At 73.2% G+C, this 16718-nt stretch carries 14 protein-coding genes and 1 riboswitch; of the genes, 4 read left to right on the plus strand and 10 right to left on the minus strand.

Annotated elements, in window-relative coordinates:
• Positions 1-71 precede the first annotated feature (71 nt).
• The 5 genes from pgsA to ACFY29_RS23595 all read right to left on the minus strand — a co-directional run bounded on the left by pgsA (position 72) and on the right by ACFY29_RS23595 (position 5927).
• Positions 72-662 carry a CDP-diacylglycerol--glycerol-3-phosphate 3-phosphatidyltransferase gene (gene pgsA, locus ACFY29_RS23575; RefSeq protein WP_328426368.1) on the minus strand — a complete coding sequence of 197 codons (591 nt, stop codon included), beginning with the start codon at positions 660-662 and terminating at the stop codon, positions 72-74.
• Positions 663-739: 77 nt separating this feature from the next.
• A complete protein-coding gene (rimO, locus tag ACFY29_RS23580; protein WP_386989928.1) occupies positions 740-2230 on the minus strand; it encodes a 30S ribosomal protein S12 methylthiotransferase RimO in 1491 nt (496 codons plus the stop codon).
• Positions 2231-2399: 169 nt separating this feature from the next.
• Complete coding sequence (locus tag ACFY29_RS23585) at positions 2400-4277, minus strand: DUF2207 family protein (RefSeq protein ID WP_386989615.1); 1878 nt, start codon at positions 4275-4277, stop codon at positions 2400-2402.
• Between the two features lie 8 nt (positions 4278-4285).
• Complete coding sequence (locus ACFY29_RS23590) at positions 4286-4852, minus strand: LemA family protein (protein WP_328424694.1); 567 nt, start codon at positions 4850-4852, stop codon at positions 4286-4288.
• A 151-nt stretch (positions 4853-5003) separates the two neighbouring features.
• Complete coding sequence (locus ACFY29_RS23595) at positions 5004-5927, minus strand: ornithine cyclodeaminase family protein (protein WP_386989930.1); 924 nt, start codon at positions 5925-5927, stop codon at positions 5004-5006.
• 120 nt (positions 5928-6047) lie between these two features.
• A riboswitch (guanidine-III (ykkC-III) riboswitch) is annotated at positions 6048-6120 on the plus strand.
• Positions 6121-6180: 60 nt separating this feature from the next.
• Between ACFY29_RS23595 and ACFY29_RS23600 the strand changes: the two genes are divergently transcribed.
• Complete coding sequence (locus tag ACFY29_RS23600) at positions 6181-6495, plus strand: SMR family transporter (RefSeq protein WP_328424692.1); 315 nt, start codon at positions 6181-6183, stop codon at positions 6493-6495.
• Positions 6496-6574: 79 nt separating this feature from the next.
• Positions 6575-6820 carry a hypothetical protein gene (locus ACFY29_RS23605; protein ID WP_328424690.1) on the plus strand — a complete coding sequence of 82 codons (246 nt, stop codon included), beginning with the start codon at positions 6575-6577 and terminating at the stop codon, positions 6818-6820.
• 81 nt (positions 6821-6901) lie between these two features.
• Here ACFY29_RS23605 and ACFY29_RS23610 read toward each other — a convergent pair whose 3' ends face one another.
• Complete coding sequence (locus ACFY29_RS23610; protein WP_386989620.1) at positions 6902-9358, minus strand: DNA translocase FtsK 4TM domain-containing protein; 2457 nt, start codon at positions 9356-9358, stop codon at positions 6902-6904.
• Positions 9359-9471: 113 nt separating this feature from the next.
• Here ACFY29_RS23610 and ACFY29_RS23615 point away from each other — a divergent pair, with 113 nt between their 5' ends.
• Both ACFY29_RS23615 and ACFY29_RS23620 read left to right on the plus strand, forming a co-directional pair.
• Positions 9472-9951, plus strand: a complete 480-nt coding sequence (locus ACFY29_RS23615) for a YbjN domain-containing protein (protein WP_328424687.1) — start codon at positions 9472-9474, stop codon at positions 9949-9951.
• Complete coding sequence (locus tag ACFY29_RS23620; RefSeq protein WP_386989622.1) at positions 9948-11678, plus strand: YbjN domain-containing protein; 1731 nt, start codon at positions 9948-9950, stop codon at positions 11676-11678. Before ACFY29_RS23615 ends, ACFY29_RS23620 begins: the two co-directional genes overlap by 4 nt.
• A 100-nt stretch (positions 11679-11778) precedes the next feature.
• On the opposite strand, the gene ACFY29_RS23625 is transcribed toward ACFY29_RS23620, so the two are convergent.
• From ACFY29_RS23625 to ACFY29_RS23640, 4 genes are all read right to left on the minus strand, one after another.
• Complete coding sequence (locus ACFY29_RS23625; protein WP_355610930.1) at positions 11779-13467, minus strand: ribonuclease J; 1689 nt, start codon at positions 13465-13467, stop codon at positions 11779-11781.
• A 52-nt stretch (positions 13468-13519) separates the two neighbouring features.
• Positions 13520-14446, minus strand: coding sequence for a 4-hydroxy-tetrahydrodipicolinate synthase (gene dapA, locus ACFY29_RS23630; RefSeq protein ID WP_386989626.1), 927 nt, complete (start codon positions 14444-14446; stop codon positions 13520-13522).
• Between the two features lie 47 nt (positions 14447-14493).
• Positions 14494-15234: an FAD-dependent thymidylate synthase gene (gene thyX, locus ACFY29_RS23635; RefSeq protein WP_386989932.1), complete on the minus strand. Its 741-nt coding sequence runs from the start codon at positions 15232-15234 to the stop codon at positions 14494-14496.
• Between the two features lie 813 nt (positions 15235-16047).
• Positions 16048-16698, minus strand: a complete 651-nt coding sequence (locus ACFY29_RS23640) for a DUF2752 domain-containing protein (RefSeq protein WP_386989934.1) — start codon at positions 16696-16698, stop codon at positions 16048-16050.
• Positions 16699-16718 lie beyond the last annotated feature (20 nt).

Below are 16718 nucleotides of genomic sequence, written 5' to 3' on the forward strand. Positions count from 1 at the left end.
CGGACGGCAACAACTTCATGATCGACGGGGTGGCGGGTGGGGTGGGCCCAGGGTGGGTGGGCCGGTGGGGGTTAGCGGGTGCGGCGGAGGCGGAGTGCCTGGGATATGTAGTCGAAGCCGGTGGCGACCGTCACCAGGACGGCGGCACCCATGATCCAGGGGCCGACGGCGGCGAGAGCGGCCGGCATCGGCCAGAGGTACCAGGCGATGGCCAGGATCTGGAGGGCAGTCTTGATCTTGCCGCCCCGACTGGCGGCGATCACCCCTTGCCGGATCACCCAGAATCGCAACCCGGTGATGCCCAGCTCGCGGACGAGGATCAGCGCGGTCACCCACCAGGGCAGCCGGTCGTACCAGGAGAGCAGCACCAGGGCCGCTCCGGTGAGCGCCTTGTCGGCGATCGGGTCGGCCACCTTGCCGACCGAGGTGACCAGCCCGAACCGGCGGGCGATCCAGCCGTCGACCAGGTCGGTCGCGGAGGCCACCGCGAAGATCAGGCAGGCCGCCATCCGCCAGCCGGCGTGGCTCATCTCGGACATGATCACCGAGGCGCCGAAGACCGGCACCAGCACCAGCCGCAAAGCAGTCAGCGCGTTGGCCGCGTTGAGCACGGGCACCCCGGGCACCACGCGGGCGGGCGTCGACTCCGTCGCCCCCGTCACCGCCTCGCCCCGCTCCGGCCGCCGTGGCGTTCCGGGCACCGCACCACCTGGCTCCCCCGCTCCGCTCGGGCCTGGCGTCACCGTGCCGCGCCGGGCGCCGCCGAGATCATCTCATCCGGCACAGCGAGCAGGTCCACCCCTTCGGTGCCGGTCACCGTGGCCCGCACCAGGTCACCCGGGCGCAGCGCGGCCAGGTCGACCCCACCCTCGGCCGGGGCGACCAGGGTGGTGGAGCCGTCCACCTCCGGCGCCTGGTGCGCCGCCCGGCCCTCCACCACACCGTCGGCGACCGAGTCGACCAGCACCTCGACGGTCGAACCGAGCCGGTCCTCGGCCCGCTGCGAGCAGAGCTCGTCGGCGAGCGCGCTGAGCCGGTCGTAGCGACGCTTGATGGTCGCGGCCGAGACCTTGCCGGGCAGCCCCGCGGCCTCGGTGCCGTCCTCGTCGCTGTAGTCGAACATGCCGATCGCGTCGAGCCGGGCCTCGGTCAGGAACCGGACCAGCTCGTCGACGTCGGCGCGGGTCTCGCCGGGGAAGCCGACGATGAAGTTGCTCCGCGCGCCCGCGTCCGGGGCCAGCGCGCGGGCACTTGCCAGCAGCTCCAGGAACCGGTCGGTGGAGCCGAAACGTCGCATCCGGCGCAGCACAGGCTCGCTGGAGTGCTGGAACGACAGGTCGAAGTACGGGGCCACCCCGGGCGTGCCGGCGATCGCCTCGACCAGCCCGGGCCGGGTCTCGGCCGGCTGGAGGTAGCTCACCCGGACCCGGACGATGCCGGTCACCGCGGCGAGCTGCGGCAGCAGCTTCTCCAGCGCGCGGGGGTCACCCAGATCCTTGCCGTACGAGGTGGAGTTCTCGCTGACCAGCACCAACTCCCGTACGCCGGTCTTGGCCAGCCACTCCGCCTCGGCGAGCAGCTCGTCCGGGGTACGCGAGACGAACGCCCCACGGAAGGCGGGGATGGCGCAGAACGCGCAGCGACGGTCGCAGCCGCTGGCCAGCTTCAGCGAGGCGACCGGGCCGGTGTCCAGCCGGCGGCGCAGCACCTGACGCAGGTGCGCCGGCGTGTGCTCGTCGGTCTCGACGGCCGAGCGGGTCGGGGTGCCGTGCCCGGGCAGCGACACCGCGGCCTCGCGCCGCTTCACCGGGGTGAGCGGCAGCAGCTCCCGGCGGTCGCGGGGGGTGTGCGCGGTGACCTGCTCGCCGGCGACGACCGCGTTCAGCCGGGCGGCGATCTCCGGGTAGTCGTCGAAGCTCAGCACCGCCTGCGCCTCGGGCAGGCTGTCGGCCAGCTCCCGGCCGTACCGCTCGGCCATACAGCCGGCGGCGACCACCTTGGCGCCGGTCTCGGCGGCCGCCAGCAGGGTCTGGATGGAGTCCTGCTTGGCCTTCTCCACGAAGCCGCAGGTGTTCACGACCACCACGTCGGCGCCCTCGCCGTCGGTGGTCACCTGCCAGCCGTCGGCGTGCAGCCGGGCGGCCAACTCCTCCGAGTCGACCTCGTTACGGGCACAGCCCAGGGTGAGCAGGGCCACGCGACGGCCCTCGGCGGCGGGCGACAGCTCCAGGTCGCGGCCCGGCGTCAGAGACGCCGAGCTGGAGCTGTCGGAAGGGGCGGTGGCAGAGGCAGACACCATCCGAGGGTACCGGGCCGATCGGGGGAGCCCACGCACGCGGGCGGGCTGGCGGCCCCGGCACGCCTGCACTCGTGCCCGGGGCCCGCTTCTGAACGGAGGCTCAGCCCGCCCCGCTGTGCTGCGGTGCGGGCTCGCTCGGCAGCCGGGACAGTGCGGTGGCGAGCAGTCCAGCGAGCTGGGCGACCTCGATCCCGCCAGCGCCCGACCGGCGGACCAGCAGCAGCACGAGATCCCCCCGCCGGCCGACGACCCGGTCCGGCCCTGCGTACGCCTCGTCACCCACCGCGGGCAGCGGGACACCCGTGCTCCGGCCGACGGTCAGGTTGAACCGGGCCATCGTCCCCCGGGTGACCTGGAGCGCGAGGACGGTCGCCCCGCTGCCGTCGACGAACGAGGCCAGTCCCCGTACCTGGCCGGTGCTTCCGGCCGGCCGCGCCAACGACACCCGTCGACCGGTCGCGGCGCCCACCTCCGCCGCGCTGAGCAGGCGGTCCGGCTGGACGGCGCCGCGGGTCGCGGTGGCGGGCAGGGCGCTGCCGGACGGCGGCTCGTCGTCGTCGTACGGATCGGGGTCGGGTGCGGCGCGCTGGACGGTCACCCCGAGCACCCGGCGGCTCCACGGCCGGACCCGTGCGGTGACCACGTCGCCGAGCCGGCACTCCCCCGCCACCTTCTCCGGAATGATCCAGGCGCGGAGCCGCTCGGCGTGACCGTCGTCGATGACGAGATGGTGGTTGATCGGTCGGCCCGGCCCCTCGTCCGAACTCTGTCGCTGCCAGACCTGGTGCCAGAGCACCTCGCCGGTGACCGTGGCCGGGGCCACCAGGTCCAGGAGCGCCCGAAGGAGGAGGTACCCGGCGAGGCCGAGCAGCGCGAACCCGAGCAGGACGATGCCGAGCGTCACCGGGCCGAGGTCGGTGAGCCGCGTCCCGCCGGTCGACGAGCCGCCGGTCGAGCCGAGGAACGCCCCGCCGGCCACCCGCGCGAACGTCCAGCCCAGCAGTCCGGCGATGAGCGCCCGGAAAACGACCCAGCCCAGCGCCTGGCCGTACCGGGGCAGCCCGCCGGGATAGCTGACGCTGACCCGGCGCCACCTGCCCCCGTACGACGACCAGAGCCGCCTCCGGTCGGCCATGCCCAGGTCGATCACCTGCGAGGCCGTCCGGGTCACCCCGAGCGCGGCGCCGTAGGGCAGGTAGCGGTCCCAGACCGTGACGGATGCGGGCGGCAGGTCGGCGAAGCTCTCGTGCCCGGCCAGCCAGGCGCGCAGCCCGAGCCAGTGTGCGGCGGCGGCCCGGCCGGCGGGGGTGTCCCGCTCCCCGAGGTCCCGGCCCGCGAGGCTGGCGAGCGCGGCGGTGGTGACGACGAACACGGCGACGGCGCCGAACGAGTCCCCGTCGGTGCGGGCCACGTAGTGCCAGGCGCCGGCCGCGGCGCCGGCGGCGGCCACCCCGCCGAGCAGGCCCAGCAGGACGACCAGCGGACGGGAGAACCGTGGGCGGGAGAGCCCGAGCCGATTGGCGTCGGCCACGACCGCCCGGCGCAGTCGCTTGGACCAGGCGGCGGCCTGGCCGCCGTCGGAGAAACTCAGCGCGGTCAGCGGCACCACCCCGTCCACTGCCCGCGCGGCCACCCGGTCGTAGACCTGCCGCTCGTACCGGTTGAGGTCGTCGGCGGCGCGGCCCGTCACGTGCACGGTGGTGTGACGGGGATCCGGGCCGGCCTGGCGCAGCTCCAGGTAGTGGCGCGCGGCGAGGTCGAGCAGGGTGGACTCGGCGGCGTCCACGGTGATCTGCCACCGGTTTGCCAGCAGGCTGACGATCGCCGGGGGCTCCTGGCCGGGGAGGTCCATGGTGGCGGGCGCCGGGGTGACGGCGGCGGGTCGCCTGGCCAGCCGGATGATCCCGTAGACCAGTGCCCAGAGGGCGAGACTCGCGACCGGCAGGCCGATCTCGACGATCGGGTCGGAGAATTCCATTGCGGCGGCTAGAACCGGACGGAGACGTCGGTGCGCTCCGGGCCGGTGGCCTCGAAGTACGACTCCGTCCGGAAGCCGCCCATACCGGCGATGACGTTGGTGGGCAGGGTCTGCACGGCGGTGTTGAGCGACTGGACGGCGCTGTTGTAGAACTGCCGCGCGTAGGCGATCTTGTCTTCGGTGGCGGTCAGCTCACGCTGCAGCTCGGCGAAGTTCTCACTCGCCCGCAGTTGCGGGTACGCCTCCGAGACGGCGAACAGCCGGCCGAGCGCCTCGGTCAACGCGCCCTCGGCGTCGACCCGGGCCTGGCCACCGCCCGCCACCGTCGTGGCCGCGACCCGGGCGGTGGTCACCGCCTCCAGAGTCGCCCGCTCGTGCCCGGCGTAGCCCTGCACCGTCGACACCAGGTTGGGGATCAGCGAGTGTCGTCGTCTGAGCTGGACGTCCACCTGCGCCCAGGACGCCTGGACCTGTGCCCGCAACCGGACGAGCCGGTTGTAGCCGCCGATCGCGACGACCAGCAGCACGACGACGAGCACCACCAGGACAGCTACCAGCACCAGTCCGAGGTTCATGGCACCTCACGTTCGGGTTGCTCCGCCGGCCCCGTCGCGACGGACGCTCCCATGATGATCGGTTCCTGGAGCCGGCAACTCCGCTCGGTCGCCGATGTGACCGTCCACTGTTCGGTCAGTCCCGACCGCGGCGGCCCGTGAACCGAAGCGGTCAGCGCGTCGCGGCGGCCACCCGGGTCAGCCGGTCGAGCAGGAAGACCTCGGTGCCGGCCAGGCCGGTGGAGCAGAAGACGGAGAGCTGGTCCGCGGTGGTGCGGCCGGGGACCGCGCCGGCGAGGATGCCACCCAGGTCGCGCAGCCGCCCGGCGTACGGGGGCGAGGCGGCGAGCATCGGCGGTTGGTAGTCCGCCGCCTGGGCCGGCGAGTCGGTGACCAGCAGGTCGGCGGCGTCCAGCAGGTCGGTGCCGAACTCGCTGCGGTCGCGTTGCTTGAAGCCGACCGCGTTGACGTGCGTGCCGGGGCTCAGGTCGGCGGCACAGAGCACCGGCGTCGGGCTGGTGGTGGCGAGCACCACCATGTCCCGCCCGGTCACCGCCGCACCGGGGTCGCCCACCGCACGGGCCGGGACGCCCAGCTCGGCGCGGACCCGGGCGGCGAAGGCGTCCCGCCGGGCGGCGGAGCGGCTGTGCACCACCACCTCGCGCAGCGGGCGGACCGCGGCTGCGGCCCAGACCTGGGTCCACGCCTGGCGGCCGGAGCCGATCACGCCGAGGGTGGCCGCGTCCGGCCGGGCCAGCGCGTCGACCGCGACGCCACCCAGCCCGCCGGTACGCCGGGAGCCCAGCTCCTCGCCGACCGCGACCGCTCGGATCGCCCCGGTCCGGGCGTCGTGCAACACCACCAGCTGCTCGCCCTGCGGGTGGCCGAAGGTGTCGTACGAGCGGAATCCGTACCACTCGTCGACCAGGTGACCGGCGGTGAGCACCATCCGGCCACCGCCCAGCGGGGCGGTGGCCCGGGGCGGGGCGACGAGCCGCCCGTCGTACGCGGCCAGCAGGGCAGCGCGCATGGCGTCGACCGTGGTGGCGGCGTCCAGTACGGCGGCGACCTCGGGGTCGGCGTAGAGCAGGGTCATGACGGCCATACTGCAAGTTGAAGTGAGGTGCAGGTCAATGTGGGGTGGCGGGGGTCACCAAGCCATCGGCAGACGCGCCAACCACATCGCCTCCGGCGGCGTCCGGTGCTAGCGTCGGTGCTGGTGGCCCGGTTCGTCCGTGGCCACTCCGGACGAGTGGTGGGCGTACCCGGTAAGGCCAAGACGCCCCGCGTGACGTGCAGACTCCACTCGTCCCGGCGCGACAGCCCGGGCGCTCCCCGTGAGGTGAATGATGGCCTGGCTGGTATTGGTGATCTCGGGACTGCTGGAGACGGCCTGGGCGATCGCCCTGGACCGCAGTGCCGGCTTCAGCCGACTGGTTCCGTCGCTGGTGTTCGTGGTGACCCTGGTGCTGAGCATGGGCGGGCTGGCGTACGCGCTGCGCGACATCCCGGTCGGCACCGGGTACGCGGTCTGGGTCGGCATCGGCGCGGTCGGCACCACCCTGGTCGGGATGCTGGCGCTCGGCGAGTCGGCGAGCCTGCCTCGGATCCTCTGCCTGCTGCTGGTGGTCGCCGGCGTGATCGGACTGAAGATCTTCCACTGACCTGCTGCAGCACGCGTGGCCTGCACCCACAGTGGGTAGTGATCGATCCGTCACGACAGGCTCTCAACCGGAGGCAGACATGGCCGACATGCCCAGCACCGCCCGCCCGCGCAGCAACGCCGCCCGGATCCTCACCATCGTGGGCTTCGTCTTCGCGGTGCTCGCCCTGTTACTCAACCCGATCATCTTCGGCGTGCTCGGCGTGATCGCGGGCATCGTCGGCGCCGTGCTCGGCGACAAGCCACTCGGCTGGTACGCCGCCGCCGCCAGCGTCGTCGCGGCGGTGATCAGCCTGGTGATCATCTCCGCGCTGATCAACAACTGACCACTGCTCCGTCACGGGCCCGCCGGTCACCGGCGGGCCCGTCGCGTTCCCCCAGACCGGTCGTACCGTCGAGCTAGCCGCTCAGTCCTCGTCGCCACGCAGGCCGGCGAGGACCTCCTCCAGCTCGTCCGGCTTGACCAGCACGTCGCGCGCCTTGGAGCCCTCCGACGGCCCCACCACGCCGCGGGTCTCCATCAGGTCCATCAGCCGTCCCGCCTTGGCGAACCCGACCCGCAGCTTGCGCTGAAGCATCGAGGTGGAGCCGAACTGCGAGGTGACCACCAGCTCCACCGCCTGCACCAGCAGGTCGAGGTCGTCGCCGATGTCCTCCTCGACCTTCTTCTTGGTGTCCTGCGCGGGGGCGAGCACGTCCTTGCGGAACTCCGGCTCGCGCTGGTCCTTGCAGAACTTCACCACGTCGGCGATCTCGCGCTCGGTGACCCAGGCGCCCTGGATCCGTACCGGCTTGGAGGCGCCCATCGGCAGGAAGAGCCCGTCACCGCGGCCGAGCAGCTTCTCCGCGCCCGGCTGGTCGAGGATGACCCGCGAGTCCGCGAGGGACGAGGTCGCGAACGCGAGCCGGGACGGCACGTTGGCCTTGATCAGACCGGTCACCACGTCGACCGAGGGCCTCTGGGTGGCCAACACCAGGTGGATGCCCGCGGCCCGGGCCAGCTGAGTGATCCGGACGACCGAGTCCTCCACGTCGCGCGGCGCCACCATCATCAGGTCGGCCAGCTCGTCCACGATCACCAGCAGGTACGGGTACGGGCGCATCTCCCGCTCGCTGCCCGGCGGGGCCTTGATCTCGCCGTTGCGCACCTTGCGGTTGAAGTCGTCGATGTGCCGGACCCCGTTGGCGGCGAGGTCGTCGTAGCGCATGTCCATCTCGCGGACGACCCAGTCCAGTGAGTCCGCCGCCTTCTTGGCATTGGTCACGATCGGGGTGACCAGGTGCGGGATGCCCTCGTAGCCGGTCATCTCGACCCGCTTCGGGTCGATCAGCAGCAGCCGCACCTCGTCCGGGGTCGCGCGGGTGAGGACCGACACCAGCAAGGTATTGAGGCAGCTCGATTTCCCGGCTCCGGTGGCACCGGCAATGAGAATGTGCGGCATCTTGGCGAGGTTGGCCACCACGTAGCCGCCCTCGATGTCCTTGCCGAGCGCCACCACCATCGGGTGGTGGTCGCTGGTCGCCGCCCGCGAGCGCAGCACGTCGCCGAGCGCGACGTTTTCCGGGTCGGTGTTCGGGATCTCCACGCCGACGGCGCTCTTGCCCGGGATCGGGCTGAGGATCCGCACGTCCGGCGACTTCACGGCGTACGCGATGTTGCGGGAGAGCTGGGTGATCCGTTCGACCTTGACCCCGTGCCCCAACTCCACCTCGTACCGGGTGACCGTCGGGCCCCGGGTGAAGCCGGTGACCGCGGCGTCCACATCGAACTGGTCGAACACGCCGGTCAGCGCGGCGATCACCTCGTCGTTGGCCTTGCTGCGGGTCTTCGCAGCGGCACCGGCGCTGAGCATGTTGGCCGGCGGCAGGGTGTAGTCGCCGGCCAGCCCGGTCAGCGCGAGCTGCTCGGCCCGGGTCGGCGCAGGCGAGTGCTCCGGTGGCTCGGCCGGTTTGCGGCTGGCCGGCACCTTCCGCGGCGCCTTGCGCGGCAGGACCATCGTCTCTTGGAGGTCGACACCGTCCAGATCGTCGAAGTCGTCCGGGTCCACCGGCGGCGGCATCCGCTTCGCCGGTCGCTTGCGCGCCGACCGGGCGGCCGTCTCGTCCGCCTCCTCCGCGGTGGCGTCCGGCGGGGCGACCAGCCCACCGGCGAGCAGGCCCAGCCGCTCGGGGATCTTGTTGATCGGCGTCGCGGTCACCACGAGCAGGCCGAAGAGCAGCAGCAGGATCAGCAGCGGCACCGCGACCCAGGCGGTGACCGCCCGCTCCAGCAGCCCGCCGACGCCAGCGCCGACCAGGCCGCCGGCGAAGTCACGTTGCACCGGGTCGACCGGGTCCTGGCCGATCTGGAGCAGCGCGGCGGTGGACACCAGCAGCGAGCCCCACCCGATCAGCCCTCGGCCCCGGTGCGCGGGATCGGCCGGCTGGCGCATCAGCCGCCAGGCACCGATCATCAGCAGCACCGGCACCACCACGGAGATCGCGCCCAGGAACAGCCGGATCGAGTCGGCCAGCCGCGCGCCCACCGGGCCCGCCCCGGAGAACCAGAGCGCGACGGCGCTGAGCAGGGCGAGCCCGAACAGCAGCAACCCGCCGCCGTCGCGGCGGTGCTCGGGGTCGAGGTCACGGGCGGAGGCGGCCTGCCGACCGGCGGCCCGCACCGCCCAGCCCATCCCGTGCGCCAGCCCCATCCACAGTGCACCGACCGCGCGGCCGACGTAGACGGCCGGGCCCGGACGGGCGGGTGTCGTGCGGCGCCGGACCGGCGCCCGGGTCTTCTTCGCCGGTTGACGGGCACGGCTGTTGGAGCCACCGCGCGGCGACGCGCCGCGCCGTCGGCTCGCCTGAGAGGTACGGCCCGCCATAGAGTCACGGTAACGGTGGGGGCCCGCAGATCCCCGCTTTTCCGGGTCGTGTCCGCGCGTCGCAGCGTGGACACCGCCGCCGGTCGTGATATCCGCCTCAGAAGGGATGCCCGATGGCGTCGCCGGGATTCGAGGACGGTCCGGATGATCCCCTGGCCGGGCACCCGGGTGCGTTGCGCCCGCTGACCGGCGAGCTGGTCGCCGCGGTGCTCGCCGCCCGCGGCCGGCGGGTCGGTCGGTCGGTGAACGGCGACCTGGTGGGCCGCTTCGACGACAACCTGATCTGGTTCCTGCGTCTCGGCGGGGACGGCGAGCTGCTCCAGGTCCGCACCATGGTCGCGCCCACCTTCCCGATCGAGCAGGTGCCCGCGCTGTACGCCTTCTGCAACTCGTGGAACCACGACCGACTCTGGCCGAAGGCGTTCGTGCACGTCGACGATGACGGCCGGGCCCGGGTCTACGGCGAGGTGATCACCGACCTGGAGCGTGGGGTGACCCCACACCAGCTCGACCAGCTACTCGACTGTGGCATCTCGGCCGGCTGCCAGCTCGCCGTGGCGGTCGGCCGGTTGCCGGGTGCGGTGCCGGCGTGACCGGCCGGGAGGAGTCCACGGGCAGCCGGACCGACCGGGCGGTCGACCCCGGCACGCCGCAGGCCGGTCCCCGTGACCGGGTCGCCGACCGTCGCGTTCCCGCGCTGGTGGCCGCGCTCGCCGACGCCCGGGACCTGCCCGACGGTCCGGGCCGGCTGGTAGCCCTGGAACGGCTCGCCGAGCGGGCCGACGCGGCCGGGGACGTGCGGTCCGGGGTGGACGCCCGGTTCGCGCTGATCGAGGCGTACCTGCTGCACGGGGAGCGGTGGCGGCTGGTGGAGCCGGTGCGGCGCTGCCGGGCCGCTGCCGACCACCGTCCCGAGCTGCTCACCGACGCCGACGCCGGGCTGCTGCTGCGCTACCAGCGGTACGCGGTGGAGGCTCTGCTCGGCACCCCCCGGGTCGGGCTGGACCAGACCCGGTCCCTGCTGGACGATCTGGCCCACCGGGTCGGGGCGGACGGGCCCGACGTGCCGACCGTCGCGGAGCTGCGCACCCGGATCGCCGACCATCTCGGCGACGAGCCCACCGCCCGCCACTGGTACGGGCGCTGGGCGGGCACGCGCCCCGGACCGGCCGGCGGTTGCCCGGGCTGTGCTCCCGCCCGGCGTGCGGAGCTGTTGGCCGGTTGGGGCGAGTGGCGAGCCGCGCTCACCGAGTTGCGGGAGTCCCCCGGCGACCTGGAGGCCTGCACCGACCAGCCCGAGCGGGCACTGGTCGCCGGGCTGCTGCCCGCGCTGCGGGCCGGCGAGCCGGAGCGGGCGGCGGCGGCGCACGTGCGGTCGTACCGCCGGCACCGGCGTGAGCGCGCCGCGTTCCCGCACCTCGCCGCGCACCTGCGGTTCTGTGCGCTGGGCGGGCACCTGGAACGCGGGCTGGCCATCCTGGCCGAGCAACTGCCCCGGCTGGACCGGCCCACCGACGACCTCGCCGCGATGGAGTTCGCCGCCGCTGGCGCGCTGGTCTGCGGGCTGGCCGTCGAGGCCGGGCTGGGCGGGCGGCCCGTCCAGCGCCCGGCGTACGGCGGGCGGGCGGCCACCGAGCTGGACGTGTCCATGCTCGGCGCGCTGCTGGTCGGGGTGGCCAGCGAACTGGCCGGCAGCTTCGACGCCCGCAACGGCACCGGCCACCACTCCGGTCGGATGGCCGCCTGGTTGGCCGAGCGCCCCCTCACGGCACCGGTCCCGCTGCCCACCGACGCCACCGACGCCGAGCACGTCGACGACGCCACCGACGACGGACGCTCCGACGAGTCCGGCACGGACCCGGGTGGCGACGGTCGGGCCGACGCTGGCCAGCCCGGTGCCGGCCTGGGCGACCAGGAGCTGGTGGCGCTCACTCTCGATCTGATCACCTCGGTGCTGGACCGGCGCGGCGACCAGTACCTGGTGGACGAGGGCGGCACGGTGGTCGGCCGGTGGGGTGACGCGGTGATCCAGTTCCGCCAGGCCGGGGAGCGCGGCGAGGTGCTGCACACCCGGGCGATGGCCGTCCGCCGGCTGCCGGCGACCCGCCGCGCCGAGGCGTACGCCTTCTGCAACGCGTGGAACCACGACCGGCTGCTGCCCAAGGCGTACGCGCACGACCTCGGCGAGGAGCTGATGCTGGCCGGCGATGTCGCCACGGACCTGGCGCACGGGGTGGCCCCGGCACAGTTGCTGGTGCTGGTGGAAGCCGCGATAGCCACCGGCGTCGCGTACGCCGAGGCGGTCGCCGCGCTGCGCTGACCCCGCATGCCGGGCCGACCCGCCGGTCGGCACCCCGGTCCGGTCCGTGCACGGCGACGCCCGCCGCACCTGGGTGCGGCGGGCGTCGGAACGCGCGGTGTCAGACCTCGACGACGGTGGGCACGATCATCGGCCGACGACGGTACGCGTCGTTGACCCACCGCCCCACGGTCCGCCGGACGATCTGCTGGAGCTGGTGCGGGTCGGTGATGCCGTCCGCGGCGGCCCGGTTAAGCGCCTCGGTGACCAGCGGGATCACCGGGTTGAACGCCTCCGGGTCCTCGGAGAAGCCCTTCGCGGACAGGGTCGGGCCGGCGACCACCTTGCCGGTGACCGAGTCGACGACCACGGTGGTGGCGATGAAACCGCCGTCGCCGAGTATCCGCCGCTCGGTGAGCAGCGACTCACTCACGTCACCGACCGCGAGGCCGTCGACGTAGACGTACCGGCTCTTCACGTGCCCCACCAGGGTGGCCCGGCCCTCGACGAGGTCGACCACGTCGCCGTCCTCGCAGATCACGACCCGGTCGGCGGCCACCCCGGACTCGATGCCCAGCCGGGCGTGGGCGCGCAGGTGACGCCACTCCCCGTGCACGGGCATCAGGTTGCTGGGCCGGACCACGTTGAGCAGGTAGAGCAGCTCACCGGCCGGGGCGTGCCCGGAGACGTGCACCTTCGCCACGTCCTTGTGCACGACCACCGCGCCGGCCCGGGCCAGCCGGTTGATCACCCGGTAGACCGAGGTCTCGTTGCCCGGCACCAGCGAGCTGGCCAGCACGACGGTGTCGCCGGGGGCGATGGTGATGTGCCGGTGGTCCCCGCTGGCCATCCGGCCCAGCGCGCTCATCGGCTCACCCTGCGAGCCGGTGGACATCAGCACGATCTGATCGGGCGGCAGCGTGGTCGCCTCCTCGATCCCGACGACCAGGCCGGCGGGGATGTTGAGCAGGCCGAGGTCCCGGGCGATGCCCATGTTGCGGACCATCGACCGCCCGATCAGCGCGACCTTGCGGTTGTGCTCCGCAGCGGAGTCGAAGACCTGCTGCACCCGGTGCACGTGCGAGGCGAACGAGGCCACGATGATCCGGCCCTTGGCCTTCGCGAAGATCGAGTCGAGCACCGGCCCGATCTCCCGCTCCGGGGTGACGAAGCCGGGGATCTCCGCGTTGGTGGAGTCGGACAGCAGCAGGTCGACGCCCTCGGCGCCGAGCCGGGCGAAGCCGGCCAGGTCGGTGATCCGGCCGTCCAGCGGGAGCTGGTCCATCTTGAAGTCGCCGGTGTGCAGCACCAGGCCGGCCGGGGTGCGGATGGCCACGGCGAGCGCGTCCGGGATCGAGTGGTTGACCGCGAAGAACTCGCACTCGAACGGGCCGAGCCGCTCCCGGCCGCCCTCCCGCACGGTCAGCGTGTACGGCTGGATCCGCCGCTCGGCCAGCTTCGCCTCGACCAGGGCGAGGGTGAACTGTGAGCCGACCAGCGGGATGTCCGGCTTGTGGGCGAGCAGGTAGGGCACCGCGCCGATGTGGTCCTCGTGGCCGTGGGTCAGCACGATCGCCTGGACGTCAGCCAGCCGGTCCAGGATCGGACCGAAGTCGGGCAGGATCAGATCCACGCCCGGCTGCTCGACGTCGGGGAAGAGCACCCCGCAGTCGACGATCAGCAACTTGCCGTCGTACTCGAAGACGGTCATGTTGCGACCGATGGCGCCAAGCCCGCCGAGCGGGATGATCCGCAGGCCACCTTCCGGCAGCGGCGGGGGCAGTTCCGCCTCGATGTGCGCCTCGGTCACGCGTCCACCTCATTCTGCGACGCCGTCAGTCGGCGCCCATCGTGTCGTTCAATCATTCGGGCAGCTCCAGGCCCGCCGCCGCGAAGTCCGCGCGCAGCTGGGCTATCTCGTCGTCGGTGGCATCCACCAGCGGGGGTCGCACCGGGCCGGCCGGCCGGCCCAACGCCGCCAGGCCCGCCTTTACCAGGATGGTGCCCTGGGTGCGGAAGATGCCGGTGAACAGCGGCAGCAGCCGCCGGTGCAGCGCCAGCGCGGCCGGCATGTCCCCCGCGTCGTACGCCTTGATCATCTGTGCGGTCAGCGCCCCGGTGAAGTGCGTCGAGGTGCCGACCACGCCCACGCTGCCGACGGCCAGCGCCGGCAGGGTGAGTGCGTCCTCGCCGCTGTAGAAGGTGAGGGCGGTCCGGCTGGTCACCCAACTGGTGGCGGTCAGGTCGCCCTTGGCGTCCTTGACCGCGACGATCCGGCCGTGCTCGGCGAGCCGGACCAGCGTCTCGGTGTCGATCGGCACACCGGAGCGGTGTGGGATGTCGTACAGCATCACCGGCAGGCCGGTGGCGTCGGCCACCGCGGTGAAGTGCCGCAGCAGACCGCTCTGCGGCGGCTTGTTGTAGTACGGGGTGACCACCAGCAGGCCGTGCGCGCCCGCCTTCTCGGCGGCGGAGGCCAGCTCGATGGTGTGCCGGGTGTCGTTGGTGCCTACCCCGGCGACCACCTTGGCGCGGTCACCGACGGCCTCCACCACGGCCCGGATCAGGCGTTCCTTTTCCGCATCGGTGGTGGTCGGCGACTCGCCGGTGGTGCCGTTGACCACCAGCGCGTCGTTGCCCTGTTCGTCGACCAGGTGGCTCGCCAGCCGGACGACGCCGTCGAGGTCGAGCGAGCCGTCGGGAGTGAACGGGCTCACCATGGCTGTGAGCAGCCGCCCGAAGGGGCGGGACACCGGCCGGGCGGCCGCGTCAGGGTGGTCGTGCGTCATACCCTCCAACCTAGCGGACGACCAGTCGGCACCCGCCGGGGAAGGGCTCAGGACGCCTCGTGCGGGCTGGCCGCCACCTCGGTGCCGTCCGGCAGCGTGGAGATCACGAAGTCGGCGAAGACATTCGGGGCGACCGCCAGCAACTGGCGCAGGCACTCCACGGCCAGCTCACGGATCTCCACGTCGGCGTGCTCGGTGGCCCGCATCGAGATGAAGTGCCGCCAGGCCCGGTAGTTGCCGGTGACCACGATGCGGGTCTCGGTGGCGTTGGGCAGCACGGCGCGGGCCGCCTGCCGGGCCTGCTTGCGGCGCAGCGTCGGGTTCGGCTCGTCGGAGAAGCGCTGCTCCAGCCCCTCCAGCAGTTCGTTGTACGCCCGCACGCTCGCCTCGGCGGCCTCAACGAAGCGCTTGTGCAGCTCCGGGTCGTCGGCGATCACCGTCGGCTCGACCATGGCCGCGTCCCGCTCCGGGACGTACCGCTGGGAGAGCTGGGAGTACGAGAAGTGCCGGTGCCGGATCAGCTCATGGGTGAAGGAGCGGGACACCCCGGTGAAGTAGAAGGTGACCGAGCCGTGCTCCAGCACCGAGAGGTGCCCGACCTCGAGGATGTGCGCGAGGTAGCCGGCGTTGGTGGCGGTCGCCGGGTTCGGCTTCTTCCACGATTGGTAGCAGGCCCGGCCGGCGAACTCGGCGAGCGCCTGGCCACCCTCCGCGTCGGTCGACCACGGCACGTCGTCCGGGGCCGCGAACTGGGTCCACGCGATCAACTTGACCTGGGGCTGCACCATCTCCGGCATGCCTGGGACTGTAATGGTCGCCGGCCCCGCACCCAACTCGGGCTCGCGGTGGCGAAACCGCCCAGCCGCCGCCAAATCACCGACACGTCCCGGCCCATCGGGCCCGCAGGTGTCCAAGATCTCGACGATTGGGACCCGCAACCCGCCGCCCCCCGGCCGGGTCCCGCACTGCCTGTCGAGCTGCCCCAAACATGGGACGCGGCACAGCCCTGAACCGGCAGATCACCGCGACACGACGGCGACCTCGACGCTCACCCAAGCGGCCCGAGGCTCCCCCGCCGCGTGTCGAGCTGCCCCAAATATGGGACGCGGCACGACCCTGGACCGGCAGATCACCGCGACACGACAGCGACCTCGACGCCCACCCAAGCAGCCCGACAGTCCTCCGCAGCCTGTCGAGCTGCCCCAAATATGGGACGCGGCACGACCCTGGACCGGCAGATACCCGCGACACGAGTGGGACGCGGCACGGCGCTCGACCGGCGGATCACCGCGACACGACGGCGACCTCGACGCTCACCCAAGCGGCCCAACGGTCCCCGCCGCCTGTCGAGCTGCCCCAAATATGGGACGCAGCACGGCGCTCGACCCGCGGATCACCGTGACACGAGGTCGGTCTCGCTCACCCCCAGCGGCCCGATCGCCTGGCGGCGGCTCAGCCAGAGCGCACGGCGGCGGGTCAGCCAGAGCGCACGGCGGCGGGTCACCCACGACGCGGCGCGACCGCCCCATATCTGGGGCAGCTCGACAGGCACGACAAGGGGCCTGGCGAGCCCAGGCGGAGACACCGCCAGCGGAGGCGGGTCAGACGTAGAACGCGGTGAACGGCGCCCAGGGCAGGTTGCGCAACACCGAGAAGGCGAGCCACGCGGCCAGGAAGCCACCGATGACCTTGGAGCTGATCCGCAGCTCGGGCAGCCGCCAGCCGAACGCCTGGTTGCCCGCCCAGGCCACGAAGAGGTACGCCAGGAACGGCAGCGCGAAGATGAACAGGAAGTGGTGCCGGGCAGCGGCCGGCAGGTCGCCGTGCAGCACGTACCAGAGCGCGCGGGTGCCTCCGCAGCCCGGACAGTCCAGCCCTGTCGTCAGCTTGAGCAGGCAGGTCGGCGCGGCGTCCGGGTCGGCGTGGGTCGGGTCGCTGACCAGCGCGTAAGCCATGCCGACGGCGACGCAGCCGACCGCGGCCAGCGGCACCGCCCAGCGCGGCGAGCGCTCGTAGAGCCGCAGCACGAACCGGGTGAGCCGGTCCGGCTCGGTGACCGGGTAGCTGCCCTGCGGGCTCGCCGGCCAGCCATCCTGAGGGCTTGTCGGCCAGCCGCCCTGTGGGCTCGTCGGGTAGCCGGCGGGGCCGGTGTCGGCAGCGCCGGCCGGGAACCCGCCCGGCGGCTCGGCGGTGACCGCCACGGTCGGCGACCCCGGCTGGCCGTCCGGCCAGGCCGGGGCCGCCCCGGGCACGGGCTGCGGTTGGTCGACCG

This window comes from Micromonospora sp. NPDC000668 (assembly GCF_042897975.1).
Lineage (GTDB): Bacteria > Actinomycetota > Actinomycetes > Mycobacteriales > Micromonosporaceae > Micromonospora.